Consider the following 17,873-nt stretch of genomic DNA (forward strand, 5'->3'; position numbering starts at 1 on the left):
CGACGGCGACTACTTGGCGCCGACCTGGTCGATGACGGCGTCGGCGACCTCACGCATGGTGAGGCGGCGGTCCATCGAGGTCTTCTGGATCCAGCGGAACGCCTCGGGCTCGGTGAGGCCCATCTTCGTCATGAGGAGGCCCTTGGCGCGGTCCACGCGCTTGCGGGTCTCGAAGCGCTCGTTGAGGTCGGCGATCTCCGACTCCAGGGAGCTGATCTCCTGGAAGCGCGAGATGGCGATCTCGAGCGCGGGCAGGAGGTCCGCCGTCGTGAACGGCTTGACGACGTAGGCCATCGCACCGGCGTCACGGGCCCGCTCGACGAGCTCGGCCTGGGAGAAGGCGGTGAGCATGACGACGGCGCAGGTGCGGTCGGCCATGATCTTCTCGGCCGCCGAGATGCCGTCCATCCCGGGCATCTTGACGTCCATGACGACGACGTCGGGCTCAAGCTCGGTGACGAGCCGCACCGCGGTCTCCCCGTCCGGTGCCTCGCCGACGACGTCGAAGCCCGCCTCCTTCAGGGTCTCGACGATGTCGAGACGGATCAGCGTCTCGTCCTCGGCGACGACGACGCGGCGCGCGTCCCCCTCAGGAGCCTTCGGCACGTCCTCGCGGACGGGCAGGACGATGTCATCGGCAGTGGCAGCCTCGACCGGGCCGGCCTCGTTGTTCTCACTCACGGCGACAACACTACTCGCCCGCCCGCCTCGACTGCCCGGCGGCACCCCGACAGAACAGTGATCCTCCGCATCTTCTCCACACCCGGGCCGGGTTGGGCAGTGGGAGACGCGACCGCTAAGGTGACGGTGCGCTCGCCCCGGTAGCCCAATTGGCAGAGGCGGTTGACTCAAAATCAGCACAGTGCGGGTTCGAGTCCCGCCCGGGGCACCGATGCGCGTGAGGCTCAAACCTTGCCCTTGAGCAGGCGCCGGTAGTAGACGACCGGCTCGACGTAGCGGTCGAAGAACCACAGCGGCCGGCGGGGGACGGTGAGGTCGACCGCGCTGATGCTCGGCGTGGGCGTGCCGTGGCGGTCGAACTCGGCGAGCAGCAGCCGGCGGCGGTCCACGGTGATCGGGATGACCGTGTAGCCGTCGTAGCGCTGGAGCGGTCGGCCGGTACGCGCGGCCCGGATGTTGTCGGCGAGGATCGCGACCTGGCGGCGCAGCGCGCCGCCGGAGGGCCGGGTACCGGTGTCGGCGACGTCACCCAGGCTCCACAGCCGCGGGACGGTGCGGTGCGCAAGGGTCTCCGCGTCGATGTCCACGAGACCGGCGGGGTGCTCCCCCGCGAAGGGCCGCACCCAGCCGGGCGCGCGGTAGCGCGGGACCACCGAGGCCCAGCTGACGTCGTCGAGCTCCCGGGTGCCGTTGTCGCTCGCGACCGTGACGGTCCGGCCCCGGGCGTCGACTCCGGCGACGGTGGCCCGGTGGTGGACGGTGACGCCGAAGCGCTCGAGCGCCGGCTGGAGGTGGCGGTCGACGAAGGGCAGGTCGAGGACGGCGTCGTAGGGCGTGACGAGGTGGACGTCGATGCTGCCGAGGACGCCGCGGGCGCGCCAGAGGTCACAGGCGAGGAAGAGCGGTTTGAGGGCGGTCCCACCGGCCGGCGCCGGCTCGGGCGGGATGGTGAACATGACACGCCCGCTCTCGGTCCCGCGAATCGCGTCCCACGTGGCCTCGACCGTGTCACGCAGGTAGGAGGTCCGTGACCAGCCGAGGTCCATGGCCTCCCCCAGCCCCGGCGTCGCCGCGATGTCAGGCTCCAGGCCGGGAGCGAGGACGAGGTCGGTGTAGCCGATGCGGGTACCGGACGCGAGGGTCACCTCGCGCGCGTCGGTGTCCACGGACACCGCGGGGCTCGCCTCCCACGTGCAGCCCTCGGGGAGCACGTCCCGCATCGGCCGGGTGAGCCGGTCGAAGGGTGCTTGGCCGCCCGCGACGAAGTTGAGCAGCGGGCGGTAGAGGTGGTCCTGATCGGGCGTGACGACGCAGACGTCCGGGCACCCGAGCCGGCGCAGGCGTGCCGCCAGGGAGATGCCGGCGTTGCCTCCGCCGACGACGACGACATCGTGCCGCCTGGTCATCGTGACTCCAGTCTCTCGGGGTGGTGCTGACGGGGGCCGCGCCGCGTGACCCGGCCCCCGTGCACCGGGGCGGGTTACTCGCGGTGCAGCTTGTCCTGGACCGCGCCGGCGATCTTCTCCACGCGGTTGGGCACGTCGGTCGTGCCGTAGATCCGCGCGTCAGGACGCGTGGGCGGCGGCATGGGCGCCGACGTCGTCGGGCCGTCGTGGTAGGTGTGCTCACCCTTGCCGTCGATGGACGGGCCGGAGGCCCAGCTGCCGTCCTTGGCGTGCTCGCCGTCGGAGAAGTTGAGGTACTGGTAGGACACCTCGGTGTGCTCCTTCTTCTGCGGGAAGTTGCTCGGCACCGGCAGCTCCTCCAGGCCGTCCGCCTTGAGCTCCTCGACCGCTCGTAGCCACTGGTTCTGGTGCATGGTGTCGCGGGCCAGCAGGAAGGCGAGCATGTCCCGGACGCCGGAGTCGTCGGTCATGTGGTAGAGCCGGGCCACCTGGAGGCGGCCCTGCATCTCGGCGTTCGCGTTCGCCATGAAATCGGCGAGGAGGTTGCCGCTCGCGGTGACGTACGAGCCCTGCCAGGGGTTGCCCATCGAGTCGACCGGGCGGGCGCCCGCGCCGGCGACGATCGCGTGCTGGACGTCGGTACCCCCGATGACCGCGGCGACGGTGGGGTCGGCCTGCACGGCGTCGGCGGTGATGCCGAGCGGGGACTTCTCGAGCAGCTGGGCGATCATCACGGCGAGCATCTCGACGTGGCCGAACTCCTCGGCGCCGATGCCGAACACGAGGTCGCGATACTTGCCCGGGATGTGCATGTTCCAGCCCTGGAAGGCGTACTGCATGGCGACGGTGATCTCACCGTACTGGCCGCCGAGCACCTCCTGGAGCTTGCGGGCATACACGGCGTCCGGCTTGTCGGGAGTGGCGTTGAACTGCAGCTCTTGCTTGTGGAAGAACATCCTGCCTCCTCATGGGTCGCCCGGTCGGCGGTGTGGGCCGGGTCATGGCCTGCCCACTATCACGCCGTCGTGGGCGTCACGCACCCCGGCGCCGACGCCAGCGCGAGGGCGGGGACCACTGCCGCGAACGGACGTAGGACGGGTCGCGCGCGAGCCGCACGCACGGGTACTGGCTCACGCCCGCGGGCAGGTGGCGGACCGGGTCGAAGCGCAACGGCGGGTCCGGGTCGGGGTGCACCGGCCGGGTGGTCGTGACGAGCCGGCCCGCAGGCTCCCAGGGGCCGCTGGCCCGCGCCGCGGCGAGCAGCCACGTCCGGGTGGCGGGGCCGGACGCGACCGGCGTGAGACGCAGGAGGAGCGGGCCGGTGGGCGTGCGGACCGGGAGGAGCGTGGTCATCGGGCAGCGCTCGGTGAGGCGCGGGAGCAGGACGTAGCGCGTGAGGGGACCGACGCCGGTGGTCGACAGGAGCAGGTCCACCGGTCCCGTCGGCTCCTCCAGGCGCAGGGCCAGGCCGCGGACGTCCGGCAGGGGCGGTGGCAGCCCTGCGGCGCGGGAGACGCGGACGACGCCGCGGTGCTCGCCCGCCTCGTCGAGGAGAGGGACCTGCCAGGGGCGCTCGACGCCCCAGACCGTGAGGAGCGCCTCGTGGACGGTGCCGCGCGGGTGCAGGGGCTTGCCGCGCCGCAGCCGGCCGAAGGCCCCGAGCACGACGCCGGCGAGCTGTCCGCCTGCCGCGGCGGCCGCCCGTGCGACGGTGGCGGGGACGGAGCGGGAGACTCGTGGTGCCATCGGGCCAGGATCGACGTCGCGGCCGCGACGCGCACCCGGACCGCTCGCCCGCGCCACGCGGAAACGCGTCCCGCGCGGCACCCGGGTGTGGAACGATTCGCGGTGATGGACCTCAGAGGACGTTTCAGCACGGCAACCGCTCGTGCGGCCTCCCGCCTCGGCCGGGAGCCCGACACGAAGAGGCGCTGGGCCGCGCGCGCCCGCGTCCTGCTCTACGTCGGCGTCACCTGCCTGCTCGGCTGGGAGCTGTACATCAGTCAAGTCGATGACCTGCCGACGACACTGACGATCGTCCAGGTCACCGCCGTCCTCGTCCTGTACGGCTTGGCGCGGTGGCCGGTCGTGGCCGCGGCACTGTCCCTCCCGCTGGTCGTCGCAGAGGTGGTCCTCGGTTTCCATCCCTTCTCCCTGACGATCGTCGCCTCGCTGCTCATTGCCGGCGTGCTCGTCGCGTCCCGACCGCGTCAGATCGGGTACCTCTACGTCCTCGCGGTCGTCGTCCTCCTCACGGTGGTCGAGCCCACCGACATCCCGCTCGCCGACCTCGTCACGTGGCTGTCGATCTTCCTGCTCCCCTGCGTCATCGGGGAGGCCGTCCGATCGATGCTCAAGTCGGTGGACCGGATCCAGCGCACCTCAATGGTGCAGCTGGCCCGCCAGCGTCGTGATCTCGCCCGGGAACTCCATGACACGTCTATCCACGACATCACCTCGATCATCATGGCGCTCGAGCGTGCCAAGCTCGCGGGCATCGATGACCCGAAGGTGCTCGAGGAGATCGACCATGCGATAGCCATCGGCCGCCAGTCCGTCGTCAGCATGCGCGGTGTGCTGAAGATCTTGCGGACCGAGGACAGCAGCAGCCGGCGGCCAGACGCGGAGAACATGCCGGCTGCGATCGCCGCTGCCGCCCCGACGCTCCAGCGGGCGCTCGACGAAGCCCGTGCCTCCCTGGAACGCGCAGGCCACTCGTTGCAGGTGCACGTCGAGGACCACGTGGACCTCCCGCTGCCGTTCTCCGTGCGCACCGCACTCGTGCGCGTCATCCAGGAGTGCACGGCGAACATGGTGAAGTACGCCCAACCCGGCGCGCCGTGCACCGTGATGATCGAGCGCACTGATGTCGAGACGCGGGCGCTGTTCCTCAACGACGCCCGTGAGGGCGCGGAGGCGGACAGCGCACTCAGCTCGGGCGTGGGCCTTATCGGCGTGCGGGAACGAGTCGAGGCGGTCGGAGGCAGCCTGGCCGTACGTCATCATGATGGGAGATGGATCATCCAGGCCTCCATCCCGACGATCAGCTCCGTGAGCGAAGGACAGGTAGAGCGTGCCGCACAGCACTGAGGGTGTCGCAGGACCCACCGACAAGGACACGATCCGCGTGCTCCTCGTGGACGACGATCCCATGGTCCTCACCACGCTCCAGAGCTACGTGGCGACGGCGGACGACATCGACGTCGTCGGCACGGGCGAGGACGGCTCGCAGGTGCGCGACCTCGTCCGTACGCACGATCCGGACCTCGTCATCATGGACATCCAGATGCCGGTCATGACAGGCATCGAGGCGACCGTCCAGCTGCGCAAGGAGTTCCCCCAGCTGCGCATCGTCCTCCTCACGACCTTCGACGAGGACGAGTTCCTCCTCGAGGCGCTCGACGCCGGCGCGGCCGGGTTCCTCCTCAAGAACACCAGTCCGCAGGACCTCGTCCAGTCGATCCGCCGCGCCCACCGGGGCAACCGGGTGGTCTCTCCGGGGCCGACCGACCGGCTCATTGACAACTACCTGCTGCGCACCCCCAGCTCCGCCGAGGCCTCGGACATCGGGCTCTCCTCCCGCGAGCACGAGGTCCTCGAGCTGCTCTGCCGCGGCCGGTCCAACGGCCAGATCGCCGAGGAGCTCTTCGTCGCGGAGACGACGGTCAAGACACATGTCTCGTCAATCATGCGAAAGATGGGGGTCGGCTCACGGCTCGAGATCGTCGTGTATGCCTACGAGAGGCGCCTGGTGCGCTGATCGGCACTTGACCACAAATCGTCCTCCAGGGGGAGTGTCTTCCTACTTTCGAAGGATGACTCTCACGACGTTGGGCGGGGACGATGTGGAGAACCCTCCACCCCTTTCTCCTGAAGAATGAGGCCCTGATGAAGAGCACCATCGTCCGCACCGCGGCCGTCGCCCTGGCGGTCGTCGGTCTGTCCATGGCGCCGGCGGCCGCGTCCGTGCCCGGGAGCCACGAGCTTCCCGGTGGCCCGACTCCTGTCGTCACACAGCCCGTCGTCTCCACGCCGGGTGGCGGCGAGATCACCCCGCAGGTCTCCTTCTGCACCGCGGTGCCGTGGTGGATCTGGTGCCGCATCTGAGTCAGTGACTTCTCCATGACCGCGGAGCCGGGAGACCGGTCTCCGCGGTCATGCTGTCTTCCGGGCCCGTCAGTCCACCGACGGCTCTGCACGCACCGGCACCCGGGCCAGCAGCGGTGACCACGTGATCCGCGCCGTCGGTGCCGTCTCCTCCACGGGGCGCCCGGGGTGGGCCACCGGGCTCTCCCCCAGCTCGACGACGACGCGCACGAGAGTCGTGACGACGATGACGACGATGATCGGCGCCGCGGCGACGAGCACGAGCGCAGACGCGCCCAGCAGCGGGCCCAGGCTCGCCGGACGCAGCCGCGCACGCCCGTCAGAGCCCTCCTCGACGCTCGTGACGACCAGGGCGACGAGAAGCGCCACCAGCGCCGCCACGACGGCCGCCAGCGCGACCGGCGGCGCCGTGAGCAAGCCGCCCAGCGCGAGGACGCCCACCCCCAGCAGGACGATCCCGAGCACGACGAGCGGGACGACGACCGCTGGGCTGCCGAAGGTCCGCACCCCCGCCCACATGAGCCACTGCCGTACTGGCCCCACCCCGGTGAGCCGGAGGGTGGTGCGGAAGAGCGTGTCCGCCTCCCGGCGCAGGCGCCGAGCTCTCGTGGCCCGCGCGGCGCGTGCAGCGGCATAGAGCGTGTCGTGGAGCACCGCCGGGAGGGTCTGGCGGCCATAGCTCGCGATGACGCCCCACAGGACGGACGGGACGGAGGCGAGGTCGGTGACGAAGCCGGCCGGCACGATGTGCTCGACGGCGGCGCGCGACCACGTGGGGCCGGTGGCGTCGCGCTCGTCCGGAGGCAGCCGCGTGTAGCCGAACTCCTCGAGGACCTCGAAACGGGTGCGCCCGTTCCCAGCCAGCTGGCGCAGGTCCACGGTGGGGCACGTGCGCCACCGTCCCTCGCGCTCCCTCACGAACGGCATGCCCCCACCCCCTTCTCTCCCGAGGCTACGGCCGGGGACCGACATCCACCCGGGCACGCCGTCGCTAGACTCCCGAGCGTGAGCTTCTTCGAGTTCGTCGGCGCCTACTGGTGGCTCGTGTTCCCGCTCGGGGCGGCCTTCGGTGGCTCGGCGGGCGCCGTCGTCAAGAACGTGCGCAAGTGGGACGAGCGGCGCCGCCGTGACCGGCTCGAGCTGGCCCGGATCAAGTACGGCGCCCGCGTCGCGGCGGCCGAGCAGGCCACCGCCACACGGACCGAGGTGGAGCGCACGGTGGCCCGGCACGACGCCGTCAACGCCCGCTGGCTGCGCTACGAGCTCGACGTCGCCGCGCTCATCGACTACCCGCTCATCACCGACATGCGTGAGCCGCTCACCGTCGACTTCCACCGGGCACGGCGGGACGCCGAGGCCGCGCGGCCCGAGGACCCGGAGCAGCTCCTCACCGAGCCGGCCGACCTCGCCGCCTACCGGGAGGCGGTGCGCCACTACGAGACCGCCTTCGACCGCGCCGAGCAGGAGGCACGGCGACGGCGCACCTCCGACTTCTCGCCCAGCGAGCAGCAGGCTCTCGTGCGCGCCAAGCGCTTCCTCGCCCTCGCCGAGGACCCCGCCGCCGGCCAGGCCGAGCGGCAGTCCGCCTACCGTCGCGTCACGCGCGAGCTCGAGGGACTCGTCGTCCTGCCCACGGCCGCCACCGACGCCGTCGAGCAGCGGATCGCGGGGGCGCTCGGTGCCCCGCCCGCGACCGGCGGCAGCGCGACCACCGCCTGAGCCCGCCCTCCGCGGTCACGCCGGCGCCGGTGCCCCGTCCCACGTCGTCGTGGGACGACTCAGCCCCGCCGGGCGGACCCGGCGGGGCTGTGCGTCAGTCGGTGGCGACCGTCTGTCAGTTCGAGCTGGGCAGCTCGCCGACCTTGTGGACCCGGATGGAGTTCGTGCTGCCGACCTGGCCCGGGGGCATGCCGGCGACGATGACGATGTGGTCGCCGTCCTCAGCCAGGCCCGAGCTCGTGAGGACCTTGTCCACCTGCGCGACCATCTCGTCGGTGTGGGCGACCTCGGGGACCTCGTAGGTCTGCACGCCCCAGCTCAGCGCCAAGGTGCTGCGCGTGGCCGAGAGCGGGGTGAAGGCGAGCAGCGGGATCGAGGAGCGCAGGCGCGACATCCGGCGCGCGGAGTCACCGGACTGGGTGAAGGTCACGAGGTACTTCACGCCGAGCAGCTCGGCGATCTCGGCGGCCGCCTTGGTGATGACACCACCGCGGGTGTGCGGGGTGGTGCCCAGCGGCGCGATCCGCTCCCCGCCCTCCTCCTCGGTGTGCTCGACGATGCGGGCCATCGTGCGGACGGACTCGATCGCGAACTGGCCGACCGAGGTCTCGCCGGAGAGCATGACCGCGTCCGCGCCGTCAAGGATGGCGTTGGCGCAGTCCGAGACCTCGGCGCGGGTGGGGCGGGGGCTGGAGATCATCGAGTCGAGCACCTGGGTGGCGACGATGACCGGCTTGGCGTTGCGGCGGGCGAGCTCGACGGCCCGCTTCTGGACGATCGGGACCTCCTCGAGCGGGAGCTCGACGCCCAGGTCACCGCGGGCGACCATGATGCCGTCGAAGGCCTTGACGATCTCGGCGAGGTTCTCCACGGCCTGCGGCTTCTCGATCTTGGCGACGACGGGGACGCGGCGTCCCTCCTCGTCCATGATCGCGTGGACGTCGTCGATGTCCGCGGCGAAGCGGACGAAGGACAGGGCGATGACGTCGGCGCCGAGGCGCAGCGCCCAGCGCAGGTCCTCCTTGTCCTTCTCCGACAGGGCCGGGACGCTCACGGCGACGCCGGGCAGGTTGAGGCCCTTGTTGTTGGAGACGGGGCCGGCGACCTCGACGCGGGTGACGACGCGGGGGCCGTCGACCTCGAGGATCCGCACGGCCACGCGGCCGTCGTCGATGAGGATGCGGTCACCGGGGGTGCAGTCACCCGGCAGGCCCGCGTACGTCGTCGACGCGATCTCCGCGGTGCCCGGGACGTCCTCGGTGGTGATGGTGAAGGTCTGGCCCTCGCTGAGCTCGACCTCCCCCTCGACGAACCGCCCGAGGCGGATCTTCGGCCCCTGCAGGTCGACGAGGACGGCGACGGCGCGGCCGGAGGCCTGGGCGGCGTCCCGGACGCGGTTGTAGACGACCTCGTGCTCGGCAGCGGAGCCGTGGCTTCGGTTGATCCGGGCCACGTCCATGCCGGCATCGACGAGCGCCTGAATCTGGTCGGCCGACTCTGTGGCCGGGCCGAGGGTGCACACGATCTTTGCTCTACGCATGGTGACCAGCCTATAGCCCGACTCGTCCAGGTGAGAGGGACGTTCGCCCGGCGAACATCCCTCCCGGTGGTCTAGGCGCCCAGGCTCGAGATCCCGGCTCCCAGCGGGGCGCTGGACGCCGTCACGGGAACGGGCAGGCCGCTGCCGCCGTCGAGGTACCGGTCCACCGCAGCCGCGCAGGACCGGCCTTCCGCGATCGCCCACACGATGAGGGACTGGCCGCGGCCGGCGTCACCGGCAACGAAGACGCCGGGCACGGACGTGGCGAACATCTCGTCGTGGACGACACGCCCGCGCTCGTCGACGGCCACGCCGAGCTGGTCGGCGAGCCCCCCGCGAGGCACGCCCTCGAAGCCGACGGCGACGAGGACGAGCTGCGCGGGGATGAGCCGCTCGGTCCCCTCGACCGGCGTGGTGGAGCGGTCGGCGTGCCGGACGACCTCGACCATCCGGATGTGCGTCACCTGCTCGGGACCGGCGCTGCCGTCGGAGACGAGCTCGAGGGTGGCGGTGCCGAAGAGACGCTCACCGCCCTCCTCGTGGGAGGTCGAGACCGTGAAGACCCGCGGGTCGGTCGGCCACGGCTCCCCCGGTGCGCGGTCCTCGCCGCGGCGTACGTTGATGTCGACCTGGGTGACCGAGCGGGCGCCCTGCCGGCGTGCCGTGCCGAAGCAGTCCGAGCCGGTGTCGCCGCCACCGATGATGACGACGTCCTTGCCGGCCGCCGTCACCTGCTCCGGGACGTCGTCGCCGGCCACGGCCCTGTTGGACTGGACGAGGTAGTCCATCGCGACGTGGACGCCTCCGAGGTCCCGGCCCGGGACGGGCACCTCGCGCGGGACCGTGGAACCGAGCGCGAGGACGACGGCGTCGTACCGCTCCCGGAGCTGCTCGCCGGTGACGTCGGTGCCGACGTCCACGCCCGGGCGGAAGATCGTGCCCTCGGCCGCCATCTGCGCCACCCGGCGGTCCACCTGGGCCTTCTCCATCTTGAAGTCCGGGATGCCGTAGGTGAGCAGGCCGCCGATGCGGTCGTCCCGCTCGAGCACGGCGACCGTGTGGCCGGCGCGCGTGAGCTGCTGAGCAGCGGCCAGGCCGGCCGGGCCGCTGCCGACGACGGCGACCGTCCGGCCGGTCTGCCGGTCCGGCACCTGGGGCATGACGAGCCCCCGGTCCCAGGCGGTGTCCGCGATGGACTGCTCGATGTTCTTGATCGTCACCGCGGGCTGGTTGATGCCCAGGACGCACGCGCTCTCGCAGGGCGCCGGGCACAGGCGGCCGGTCCACTCCGGGAAGTTGTTCGTCGCGTGGAGCCGGCCGATCGCCGCCTCCCAGTCCTCGCGGCGGGTGAGCTCGTTCCACTCCGGGATGAGGTTGCCCAGCGGGCAGCCGGCGTGGCAGAAGGGCACGCCGCAGTCCATGCAGCGCGTGGCCTGGCGGACGAGCGCGGGCGCGTCCTCCTGCCGCCGCTCGTAGACCTCGCGGAAGTCGAGGATCCGCACCGGGACGGGGCGGCGGGCGGGCAGCTCGCGCTGCCGGTAGGCGAGGAAACCGCGGGGGTCAGCCATTGGACACCTCCAGGATGGTGCTCCACACGTCCGGGGAACCGGCGTCCAGGCCCTCCTGGGCGGCGTCGGCGAGGGCGGCGGAGACGGCCGCGAAGCGGCGGGGCAGGACCTTGGTGACGCGGGCGCACGCGGCGTCGGCGTCGGCGAGGAGCTCGGCGGCCACGGCGGAGCCGGTGTGCTCGCGGTGGCGGCGGAGCAGGTCGAGGACGATCGAGCGGTCCTCGGCGTCGAGCGCGACGAGGAGCAGCTCGCCGTCCGCCACCGCGGGGGCGTTGACCCGACCCCGGTCGAGGTCGAGCACGTAGGCGGTGCCGCCCGACATGCCCGCCCCGAGGTTGCGGCCGGTGGGCCCGGCGATGAGGACGGTGCCACCGGTCATGTACTCGAGGGCGTGGTCACCGACGCCCTCGACCACAGCGGTCGCGCCGGAGTTGCGCACGCAGAACCGCTCGCCGACGCGGCCGGAGAGGAAGAGCTCACCGGACGTCGCGCCGTAGCCGATGACGTTGCCGGCAATGGTGTTCTCCGCGGCGACGAGCCGCGACTCCTCCTCCGGCCGGACGACGACGCGACCGCCGCACAGCGACTTGCCGACGTAGTCGTTGGCGTCGCCGAGCAGGCGCAGCGTGATCCCCGGCGGCAGGAGCGAGCCGAAGGACTGGCCCGCGGTCCCGCGCAGGGTGATGTCGATCGTGCCGTCGGGCAGGCCCGCGGCCCCGTGGCGCTTGACGACCTCGTGGCCCAGGCGCGTGCCGACGGTGCGGTTGACGTTGCGGACCGGCAGGTCGAGGCGGACCGGGACGCCGTCGTCGAGGGCGGGGCGCGCCCGCTCGATGAGGGTGACGTCCAGGCTCTTCTCCAGCCCGTGGTCCTGGGCACGGATGCGGCGGCGGGCGGTGCCGGGCGCCGGATCGACGTCCGCGAGGATCGGCGAGAGGTCCAGCCCGGCGGTCTTCCAGTGCCCGGCGGCCTCGTCCGTGTCGAGCAGGTCGACCCGGCCCACCGCCTCGTCGAGGGAGCGCAGGCCGAGGGAAGCGAGCAGCTCGCGCACCTCCTGGGCGATGAACTCGAAGAAGGCGACGATGTGCTCGGCCTTGCCGGTGAAGCGCTCGCGCAGCTCGGGGTTCTGCGTCGCGATGCCGACCGGGCAGGTGTCCAGGTGGCACACGCGCATCATGATGCAGCCGGCGACGACGAGCGGCGCCGTCGCGAAGCCGTACTCCTCCGCGCCGAGCAGGGCGGCGATGACGACGTCGCGGCCCGTCTTCAGTTGCCCGTCGGTCTGGACGGTGATCCGGTCGCGCAGCCCGTTGACAATGAGGGTCTGCTGGGTCTCGGCCAGGCCGAGCTCCCACGGGCCGCCAGCGTGCTTGAGCGAGGTGAGCGGGCTCGCCCCCGTGCCGCCGTCGTGGCCGGAGACGAGGACGACGTCGGCGTGCGCCTTGGCGACGCCGGCCGCGACCGTGCCGATGCCGACCTCGCTGACGAGCTTGACGTGGACCCGCGCCTCGGGGTTGGCGTTCTTGAGGTCGTGGATGAGCTGGGCGAGGTCCTCGATCGAGTAGATGTCGTGGTGAGGCGGCGGCGAGATGAGGCCGACGCCCGGGGTGGAGTGCCGGGTCCCGGCAACCCACGGGTACACCTTGGTGCCGGGCAGCTGCCCGCCCTCGCCCGGCTTGGCGCCCTGCGCGACCTTGATCTGGATGTCGTCCGCGCTGGTGAGGTAGTCCGCGGTGACACCGAAGCGGCCCGAGGCGACCTGCTTGACCGCCGAGCGGCGCCGCGGGTCGTGAAGCCGGTCGGTGTCCTCCCCGCCCTCGCCGCTGTTCGACTTCGCGCCGAGGGAGTTCATCGCGATCGCGAGGGTCTCGTGCGCCTCGGCGGAGATCGAGCCGTAGGACATCGCGCCGGTGGAGAAGCGCTTGACGATCGCGCTGACGGGCTCGACCTCGTCCACCGGGACGGGGGCACGCTCGCGCAGGCGGAACAGCCCGCGCAGCGTCATGAGTCGCTCGGCCTGCTCGTCCACGCGGCGGGTGTAGTCGCGAAAGACGTCCATGCGGCGGCTGCGGGTGGCGTGCTGGAGCCGGAACACCGTCTCGGGGTCGAAGAGGTGGGGCTCGCCGTCGCGGCGCCACTGGTACTCCCCGCCGGTCCGCAGCTGACGGGAGGCGGGTGAGATGCCCGACGGCGGGTAGGCGGTCGCGTGGCGGGCAGCGACCTCGGCCGCGAGGACGTCCAGGCCGACGCCGTCGAGCGGGGCGGGGGTGCCGGTGAAGTAGCGGGCGATGAGCTCGCGGGACAGGCCGAGGGACTCGAAGACCTGCGCGCCACGGTAGGAGGAGACCGTGGAGATCCCCATCTTGCTCATCACCTTGAGCACGCCCTTGCCCAGGGCGCGGATGAGGTTGGAGACGGCCTGCTCCGGGGTGAGCCCGGTGACGACGCCCGTGTGGACGAGCTCCTCGGCGCTCTCCATCGCGAGGTAGGGGTTGACCGCGGCCGCGCCGTAACCGATGAGGAGGGCCACGTGGTGGACCTCGCGCACGTCCCCCGCCTCGACGAGGAGGCTGACCTTGGTCCGGGTGCGGTGGCGCAGCGTGTGGTGGTGCACGGCCGCGGTGAGCAGCAGCGAGGGGATCGGGGCGAGGGCGGCCGTGGAGTGGCGGTCGGACAGGACGATGAAGCTCGCGCCGTCCTCGATCGCGGCGTCGACGTCGGCGAAGATCTCCCCCAGCCGCTGCTCGAGCGCCGCTCCCCCACCGGCCACCGGGTACAGCCCGGAGACGACGACGGAGCGCAGCCCCTTGCCGGCGCGCGCGCTGCCGACGTTGACGACCTTGGCGAGCTGGTCGTTGTCGATCGTCGGGAAGGGCAGGACGAGCTTGCGGGCGTGCTCGGGGTCCTCCGCGAGGAGGTTCGGCTCGGGGCCGATCGCTCCACCGAGGGAGGTGACGAGCTCCTCGCGGATCGCGTCGAGCGGCGGGTTGGTCACCTGGGCGAACTGCTGGGCGAAGTAGTCGAAGAGCGTCCGTGGCCGGGTGGACAGGACGGCGAGGGGCGTGTCGGTGCCCATCGAGCCGAGCGCCTCCGCGCCGGTGCGGGCCATGGGCGCGAGGAGGATGCGCAGCTCCTCGTCGCTGTACCCGAAGACCTGCTGGCGGCGCCCCACCGAGGACCGGGAGTGCAGGACGTGCTCACGGTCGGGCAGGTCGGCGAGGTGGAGGGTGTGCTCGGCGAGCCAGTCGCCGTAGGGGGCGGAGGCGGCGAGCTCGTCCTTGAGGGCGTCGTCGTCGACGACCTCCCCGGCGGCGGTGTCGACGAGGAACATGCGGCCCGGCTCGAGGCGGCCCTTGCGCACGACCGTGGCCGGGTCGATGTCGAGGACGCCGGACTCCGAGGCGAGGACGACGAGGCCGTCCTCGGTGACGACGTAGCGGGCGGGGCGCAGGCCGTTGCGGTCGAGGACGGCGCCGATGAGGGTGCCGTCGGTGAAGGTCATCGCGGCCGGCCCGTCCCAGGGCTCCATGATCGTCGCGTGGTACTCGTAGAAGGCGCGCCGCGCCGCGTCCATCTCGGCGTGGTTCTGCCACGCCTCGGGGATCATCATGAGGACCGCGTGGGGCAGTGAGCGGCCACCGAGGTGGAGCAGCTCGAGCACCTCGTCAAAGGACGCGGAGTCGCTGGCACCGGGCGGGCAGACGGGCAGCAGCGGCTCGAGGTCGCCGAGCAGCTCGCTCGAGGCGACGCCCTCACGGGCGCCCATCCAGTTCCGGTTGCCGCGGACGGTGTTGATCTCGCCGTTGTGCGCCACCATCCGGAAGGGCTGCGCGAGCGGCCACGACGGGAAGGTGTTCGTCGAGAAGCGGGAGTGGACGAGCGCCAGGGTGCTGACGAGGCGGGGGTCGCCGAGGTCCGGGAAGAAGCTCGCGAGCTGAACGGTGGTGAGCATGCCCTTGTAGACGAGCGTGCGGGAGGACAGCGAGGCGAAGTAGACGCCGAGCTCGTGCTCGGCACGCTTGCGCAGCCGGTAGGCGAGGCGGTCCAGCGCGACGCCGGAGCGCTCGCCGTCCGCGTCGGCGACGACGAGGTGGCGGAAGGCGGGCATCGTCGAGCGGGCCATCTGGCCGACAAGGTGCTCGACGACGGGCACCTCGCGCCAGCCGAGGACCCGCAGGCCCTCCTCGGCCGCGATGCGCTCGATGGTGGCCACGGCGGCGGCACGCTCGGTCGACGCGCCGTTCCCACCGGGGAGGAGGGCCAGGCCGACGGCGTAGTGGCCGGGCTCCGGGAGCGCGAAGGGCAGCTCGGCGCGGAGGAACGCGTCGGGCACCTGCAGGAGGATGCCGGCGCCGTCGCCGGTGTCCTGCTCGGCGCCCACGGCCCCGCGGTGGTCGAGGTTGGCGAGGGCCGTGAGGGCCGCCTCGACGATGTCGCGGCCCGGGGTCCCACGGAGCGTGGCGACGAAGGCGACGCCGCAGGCGTCGTGCTCGTACGCGGGGTCGTAGAGACTCTGGCGCGGCGGCGCCCCCGGCTGCGGCGTGGTTCCGTGGATCGGGCCCATGGTGCGTTCCCCTTGCTTCGCGACTGTCTTGATCAGACGTGGGACGCCGATGACCCAGCGAGCCAAAACTTTACTCCGCAGTGACCTCCGAATGAATGCATTGAGCCCCAACACGTCCGATGTCTTGCATTTCGGACTCCTCGTGCGTCGACCGGAAGCCCCTCGGCCGACGAGGCCCGGAGGGCGTGCGACATCCGGGGACGACGAGAGCCGGGTCCCCCATGGGACCCGGCTCGTCGGTGGGGCGGCTCAGCGGCCGCCGGCCTCCAGCTGGAGGATGCGGCCGAGGAGGCCGTTGACGAAACGTGGGGAGTCGTCCGTCGACAGCTTGGTGGCCAGTGCCACGGCCTCGTCGACGGCGACGGCACCCGGCACGTCGTCGTTGAACATCAGCTCCCACACGCCCAGGCGCAGGATGGCCCGGTCGACGGCGGGCATCCGCGGGAGCGTCCACTCCTGGGCGTAGGTGGTGATGAGCTCGTCGATCTCGGTGGCGTGGTCCGCCACTCCCTCGACGATCTCCACCGAGTACTGCGGCAGCGCGGTCTGCGCCGCCGTGTGCTGCAGGCGCTGGGCGAGCAGCTCGCGCAGCTCGATGTCCCACCCGGCCAGCGCGCGCTGGTCGGCCTCGTAGAGGACGTCGACGGCGCGGGTGCGTGCCTTGGTGCGTGCCGCCATGTCAGTCGTTCACGCGGCCGAGGTAGTCCCCGGTGCGCGTGTCGACCTTGACCTTGGTCCCCTGCTCGAGGAACAGCGGCACCTGGATCTCGTAGCCGGTCTCGACGGTGGCAGGCTTGGTGCCGGCGGAGGAGCGGTCCCCCTGGAGGCCCGGCTCGGTGTAGGTGATCTCGAGGACCACGGACGCGGGCAGGTCGATGTACAGGACGCGGCCCTCGTGGGTGGCGACGGTCGCCATCTGCCCCTCGAGGAGGAAGTTCGCGGCGTCTCCCACGATGTCGGCGCCGACGAGGATCTGGTCGTAGGTGGACGTGTCCATGAACACGTAGTCCTCGCCGTCCTGGTACAGGTACTGCATGTCGCGGCGGTCCACGGTGGCCGTCTCGACCTTGACGCCGGCGTTGAAGGTCTTGTCGAGGGTCTTGCCGGAGAGCACGTTCTTGATCTTGGTGCGCACGAAGGCGGGGCCCTTGCCGGGCTTGACGTGCTGGAACTCGACGACGGACCAGAGGTTCCCGTCGATGACGAGCACCATGCCGTTCTTGAGGTCGTTCGTGGTGGCCACTGAGGTCTTCCTTTCGAGAGAGCGGCAGTCAGCCTAGCGCGTCGAGCGCCCACAGACCCAGCACGGCGCACGCCCCGGCCCAGGTGTAGGAGATGAGTGTGCCGATGATGAAGCGCTCGGCGGCGGGGCTCACCTTGTCGGGGTGGCTCTCGCGCAGCTCGGGGTAGCGGCCCAGACCCTTGACCGCGAGAACGACGGCGACGCCCTCGGGGAAGCCGGCGATGACGGCGCCGGTGATGGCCGCCCGCTCAAGCATCCCGATCCAGGTGCCGCCCCGCAGCACCCCGTTCGCGGGCGGGGTTGACTGCACGCGGCGCAGGACCAGGCCCGTCACGAGCCGCCCGAGGAGGACGGAGACGACGAGAGCCGCGACGACGATACCGGCACCGGCCCAGCTCATGCGGCCACCCCCTCGGCAGCGGTCAGCAGCCGGGCGGCGAGCGGGTGCAGCCGCACCTCCTCCTGCCACAGGGCGGCGTCCAGGCGCTGGCTCACCGCTTGGGCAGTGATCCCGAGCCGCTCGGCAGCCGCACGCTGGGTGCCGCCCTCGGCGAGGAGGTCGACAACCTCCCAGCCGGCGTCGCTGCGGCGGCGCACGACGGCGGCGAGCAGCTGGAGCAGCGCCTCGGCCTCCTCCGCGGCGCCGGTGGACACGCCGTCGACGGCGAGCGGCACGCTCACGGAGCGCCCCCGGGCCCGCTCGACGGCGGAGCGGGCGAGGATGAAGGCCTCTCCCGCGCTGGCGGGCGCGGACTCGGCGAGCGGCTCGACGACCGGACCGGCCCCGACCCCCACGCTCCACCCGCCCAGCCGCTGGAGCAGCAGGACGACACTGACGACGGCGTGAGAGTCGGCCAGTACCCCCTGCACCTCGTCGCCCACGGTCCGCTCGACCGGCAGCACGAAGGGGTCGGCCGGCTGTCGGCCGCGCCACTCAGCGACGGCGTCGAGCAGGCCGGGCACGGCGTCACCCCGGCTGCGGCTGGCCTTCTGGTCGGCCGTCATGACGAACATGACTCAAGGCTAGATGCTTGATGCGGCCGGA

General features: G+C 72.0%; 16 protein-coding genes and 1 tRNA gene. 5 read left to right on the forward strand and 12 right to left on the reverse strand.

Annotated features, from left to right (window positions below):
* Nucleotides 1-9 precede the first annotated feature (9 nt).
* Nucleotides 10-630, reverse strand: coding sequence for an ANTAR domain-containing response regulator (locus M3148_RS03415; RefSeq protein WP_251303383.1), 621 nt, complete (start codon nt 628-630; stop codon nt 10-12).
* 185 nt (nt 631-815) lie between these two features.
* On the opposite strand from M3148_RS03415, the gene M3148_RS03420 reads away from it, so the two are divergent.
* Nucleotides 816-889 (forward strand) — tRNA-Leu (locus M3148_RS03420).
* A gap of 16 nt (nt 890-905) precedes the next feature.
* On the opposite strand, the gene M3148_RS03425 is transcribed toward M3148_RS03420, so the two are convergent.
* From M3148_RS03425 to M3148_RS03435, 3 genes are all read right to left on the reverse strand, one after another.
* Nucleotides 906-2,087, reverse strand: a complete 1,182-nt coding sequence (locus tag M3148_RS03425) for an FAD-dependent oxidoreductase (RefSeq protein ID WP_251303235.1) — start codon at nt 2,085-2,087, stop codon at nt 906-908.
* A 74-nt stretch (nt 2,088-2,161) separates the two neighbouring features.
* Nucleotides 2,162-3,043, reverse strand: a complete 882-nt coding sequence (locus M3148_RS03430) for a manganese catalase family protein (RefSeq protein ID WP_251303236.1) — start codon at nt 3,041-3,043, stop codon at nt 2,162-2,164.
* Between the two features lie 76 nt (nt 3,044-3,119).
* On the reverse strand, nt 3,120-3,833 hold the full coding sequence (locus M3148_RS03435; protein WP_251303237.1) for a hypothetical protein: 714 nt from the start codon (nt 3,831-3,833) through the stop codon (nt 3,120-3,122).
* 105 nt (nt 3,834-3,938) lie between these two features.
* Between M3148_RS03435 and M3148_RS03440 the strand changes: the two genes are divergently transcribed.
* From M3148_RS03440 to M3148_RS03450, 3 genes are all read left to right on the forward strand, one after another.
* Nucleotides 3,939-5,177: a sensor histidine kinase gene (locus M3148_RS03440; protein WP_251303384.1), complete on the forward strand. Its 1,239-nt coding sequence runs from the start codon at nt 3,939-3,941 to the stop codon at nt 5,175-5,177.
* A complete protein-coding gene (locus M3148_RS18260; RefSeq protein WP_251303238.1) occupies nt 5,161-5,847 on the forward strand; it encodes a response regulator in 687 nt (228 codons plus the stop codon). Before M3148_RS03440 ends, M3148_RS18260 begins: the two co-directional genes overlap by 17 nt.
* A gap of 128 nt (nt 5,848-5,975) precedes the next feature.
* The gene (locus tag M3148_RS03450; protein ID WP_251303239.1) at nt 5,976-6,194 is read left to right on the forward strand and encodes a hypothetical protein; all 219 of its coding nucleotides are present in this window, start codon (nt 5,976-5,978) and stop codon (nt 6,192-6,194) included.
* A gap of 69 nt (nt 6,195-6,263) precedes the next feature.
* Here M3148_RS03450 and M3148_RS03455 read toward each other — a convergent pair whose 3' ends face one another.
* The gene (locus M3148_RS03455; protein ID WP_251303240.1) at nt 6,264-7,121 is read right to left on the reverse strand and encodes a DUF1353 domain-containing protein; all 858 of its coding nucleotides are present in this window, start codon (nt 7,119-7,121) and stop codon (nt 6,264-6,266) included.
* Between the two features lie 78 nt (nt 7,122-7,199).
* On the opposite strand from M3148_RS03455, the gene M3148_RS03460 reads away from it, so the two are divergent.
* Nucleotides 7,200-7,913, forward strand: coding sequence for a hypothetical protein (locus tag M3148_RS03460; RefSeq protein WP_251303241.1), 714 nt, complete (start codon nt 7,200-7,202; stop codon nt 7,911-7,913).
* 115 nt (nt 7,914-8,028) lie between these two features.
* Here M3148_RS03460 and pyk read toward each other — a convergent pair whose 3' ends face one another.
* The 7 genes from pyk to M3148_RS03495 all read right to left on the reverse strand — a co-directional run bounded on the left by pyk (nt 8,029) and on the right by M3148_RS03495 (nt 17,842).
* Complete coding sequence (gene pyk, locus M3148_RS03465; RefSeq protein WP_251303242.1) at nt 8,029-9,453, reverse strand: pyruvate kinase; 1,425 nt, start codon at nt 9,451-9,453, stop codon at nt 8,029-8,031.
* Nucleotides 9,454-9,524: 71 nt separating this feature from the next.
* Nucleotides 9,525-11,021 carry a glutamate synthase subunit beta gene (locus M3148_RS03470; protein WP_251303243.1) on the reverse strand — a complete coding sequence of 499 codons (1,497 nt, stop codon included), beginning with the start codon at nt 11,019-11,021 and terminating at the stop codon, nt 9,525-9,527.
* Nucleotides 11,014-15,585, reverse strand: coding sequence for a glutamate synthase large subunit (gene gltB / locus M3148_RS03475; RefSeq protein ID WP_251303244.1), 4,572 nt, complete (start codon nt 15,583-15,585; stop codon nt 11,014-11,016). The genes M3148_RS03470 and gltB overlap by 8 nt, the downstream gene beginning before the upstream one ends.
* Before the next feature lie 249 nt (nt 15,586-15,834).
* On the reverse strand, nt 15,835-16,263 hold the full coding sequence (nusB, locus tag M3148_RS03480) for a transcription antitermination factor NusB (RefSeq protein WP_251303245.1): 429 nt from the start codon (nt 16,261-16,263) through the stop codon (nt 15,835-15,837).
* A gap of 1 nt (nt 16,264) precedes the next feature.
* On the reverse strand, nt 16,265-16,828 hold the full coding sequence (gene efp, locus M3148_RS03485; RefSeq protein ID WP_251303246.1) for an elongation factor P: 564 nt from the start codon (nt 16,826-16,828) through the stop codon (nt 16,265-16,267).
* Between the two features lie 28 nt (nt 16,829-16,856).
* Complete coding sequence (locus M3148_RS03490; protein ID WP_251303247.1) at nt 16,857-17,228, reverse strand: hypothetical protein; 372 nt, start codon at nt 17,226-17,228, stop codon at nt 16,857-16,859.
* The gene (locus tag M3148_RS03495) at nt 17,225-17,842 is read right to left on the reverse strand and encodes a hypothetical protein (protein WP_251303248.1); all 618 of its coding nucleotides are present in this window, start codon (nt 17,840-17,842) and stop codon (nt 17,225-17,227) included. Before M3148_RS03495 ends, M3148_RS03490 begins: the two co-directional genes overlap by 4 nt.
* Between the last annotated feature and the right edge of the window lie 31 nt (nt 17,843-17,873).

This window comes from Georgenia satyanarayanai (assembly GCF_023715365.1).
In the GTDB taxonomy this organism is placed as follows: Bacteria; Actinomycetota; Actinomycetes; order Actinomycetales; family Actinomycetaceae; genus Oceanitalea; species Oceanitalea satyanarayanai_B.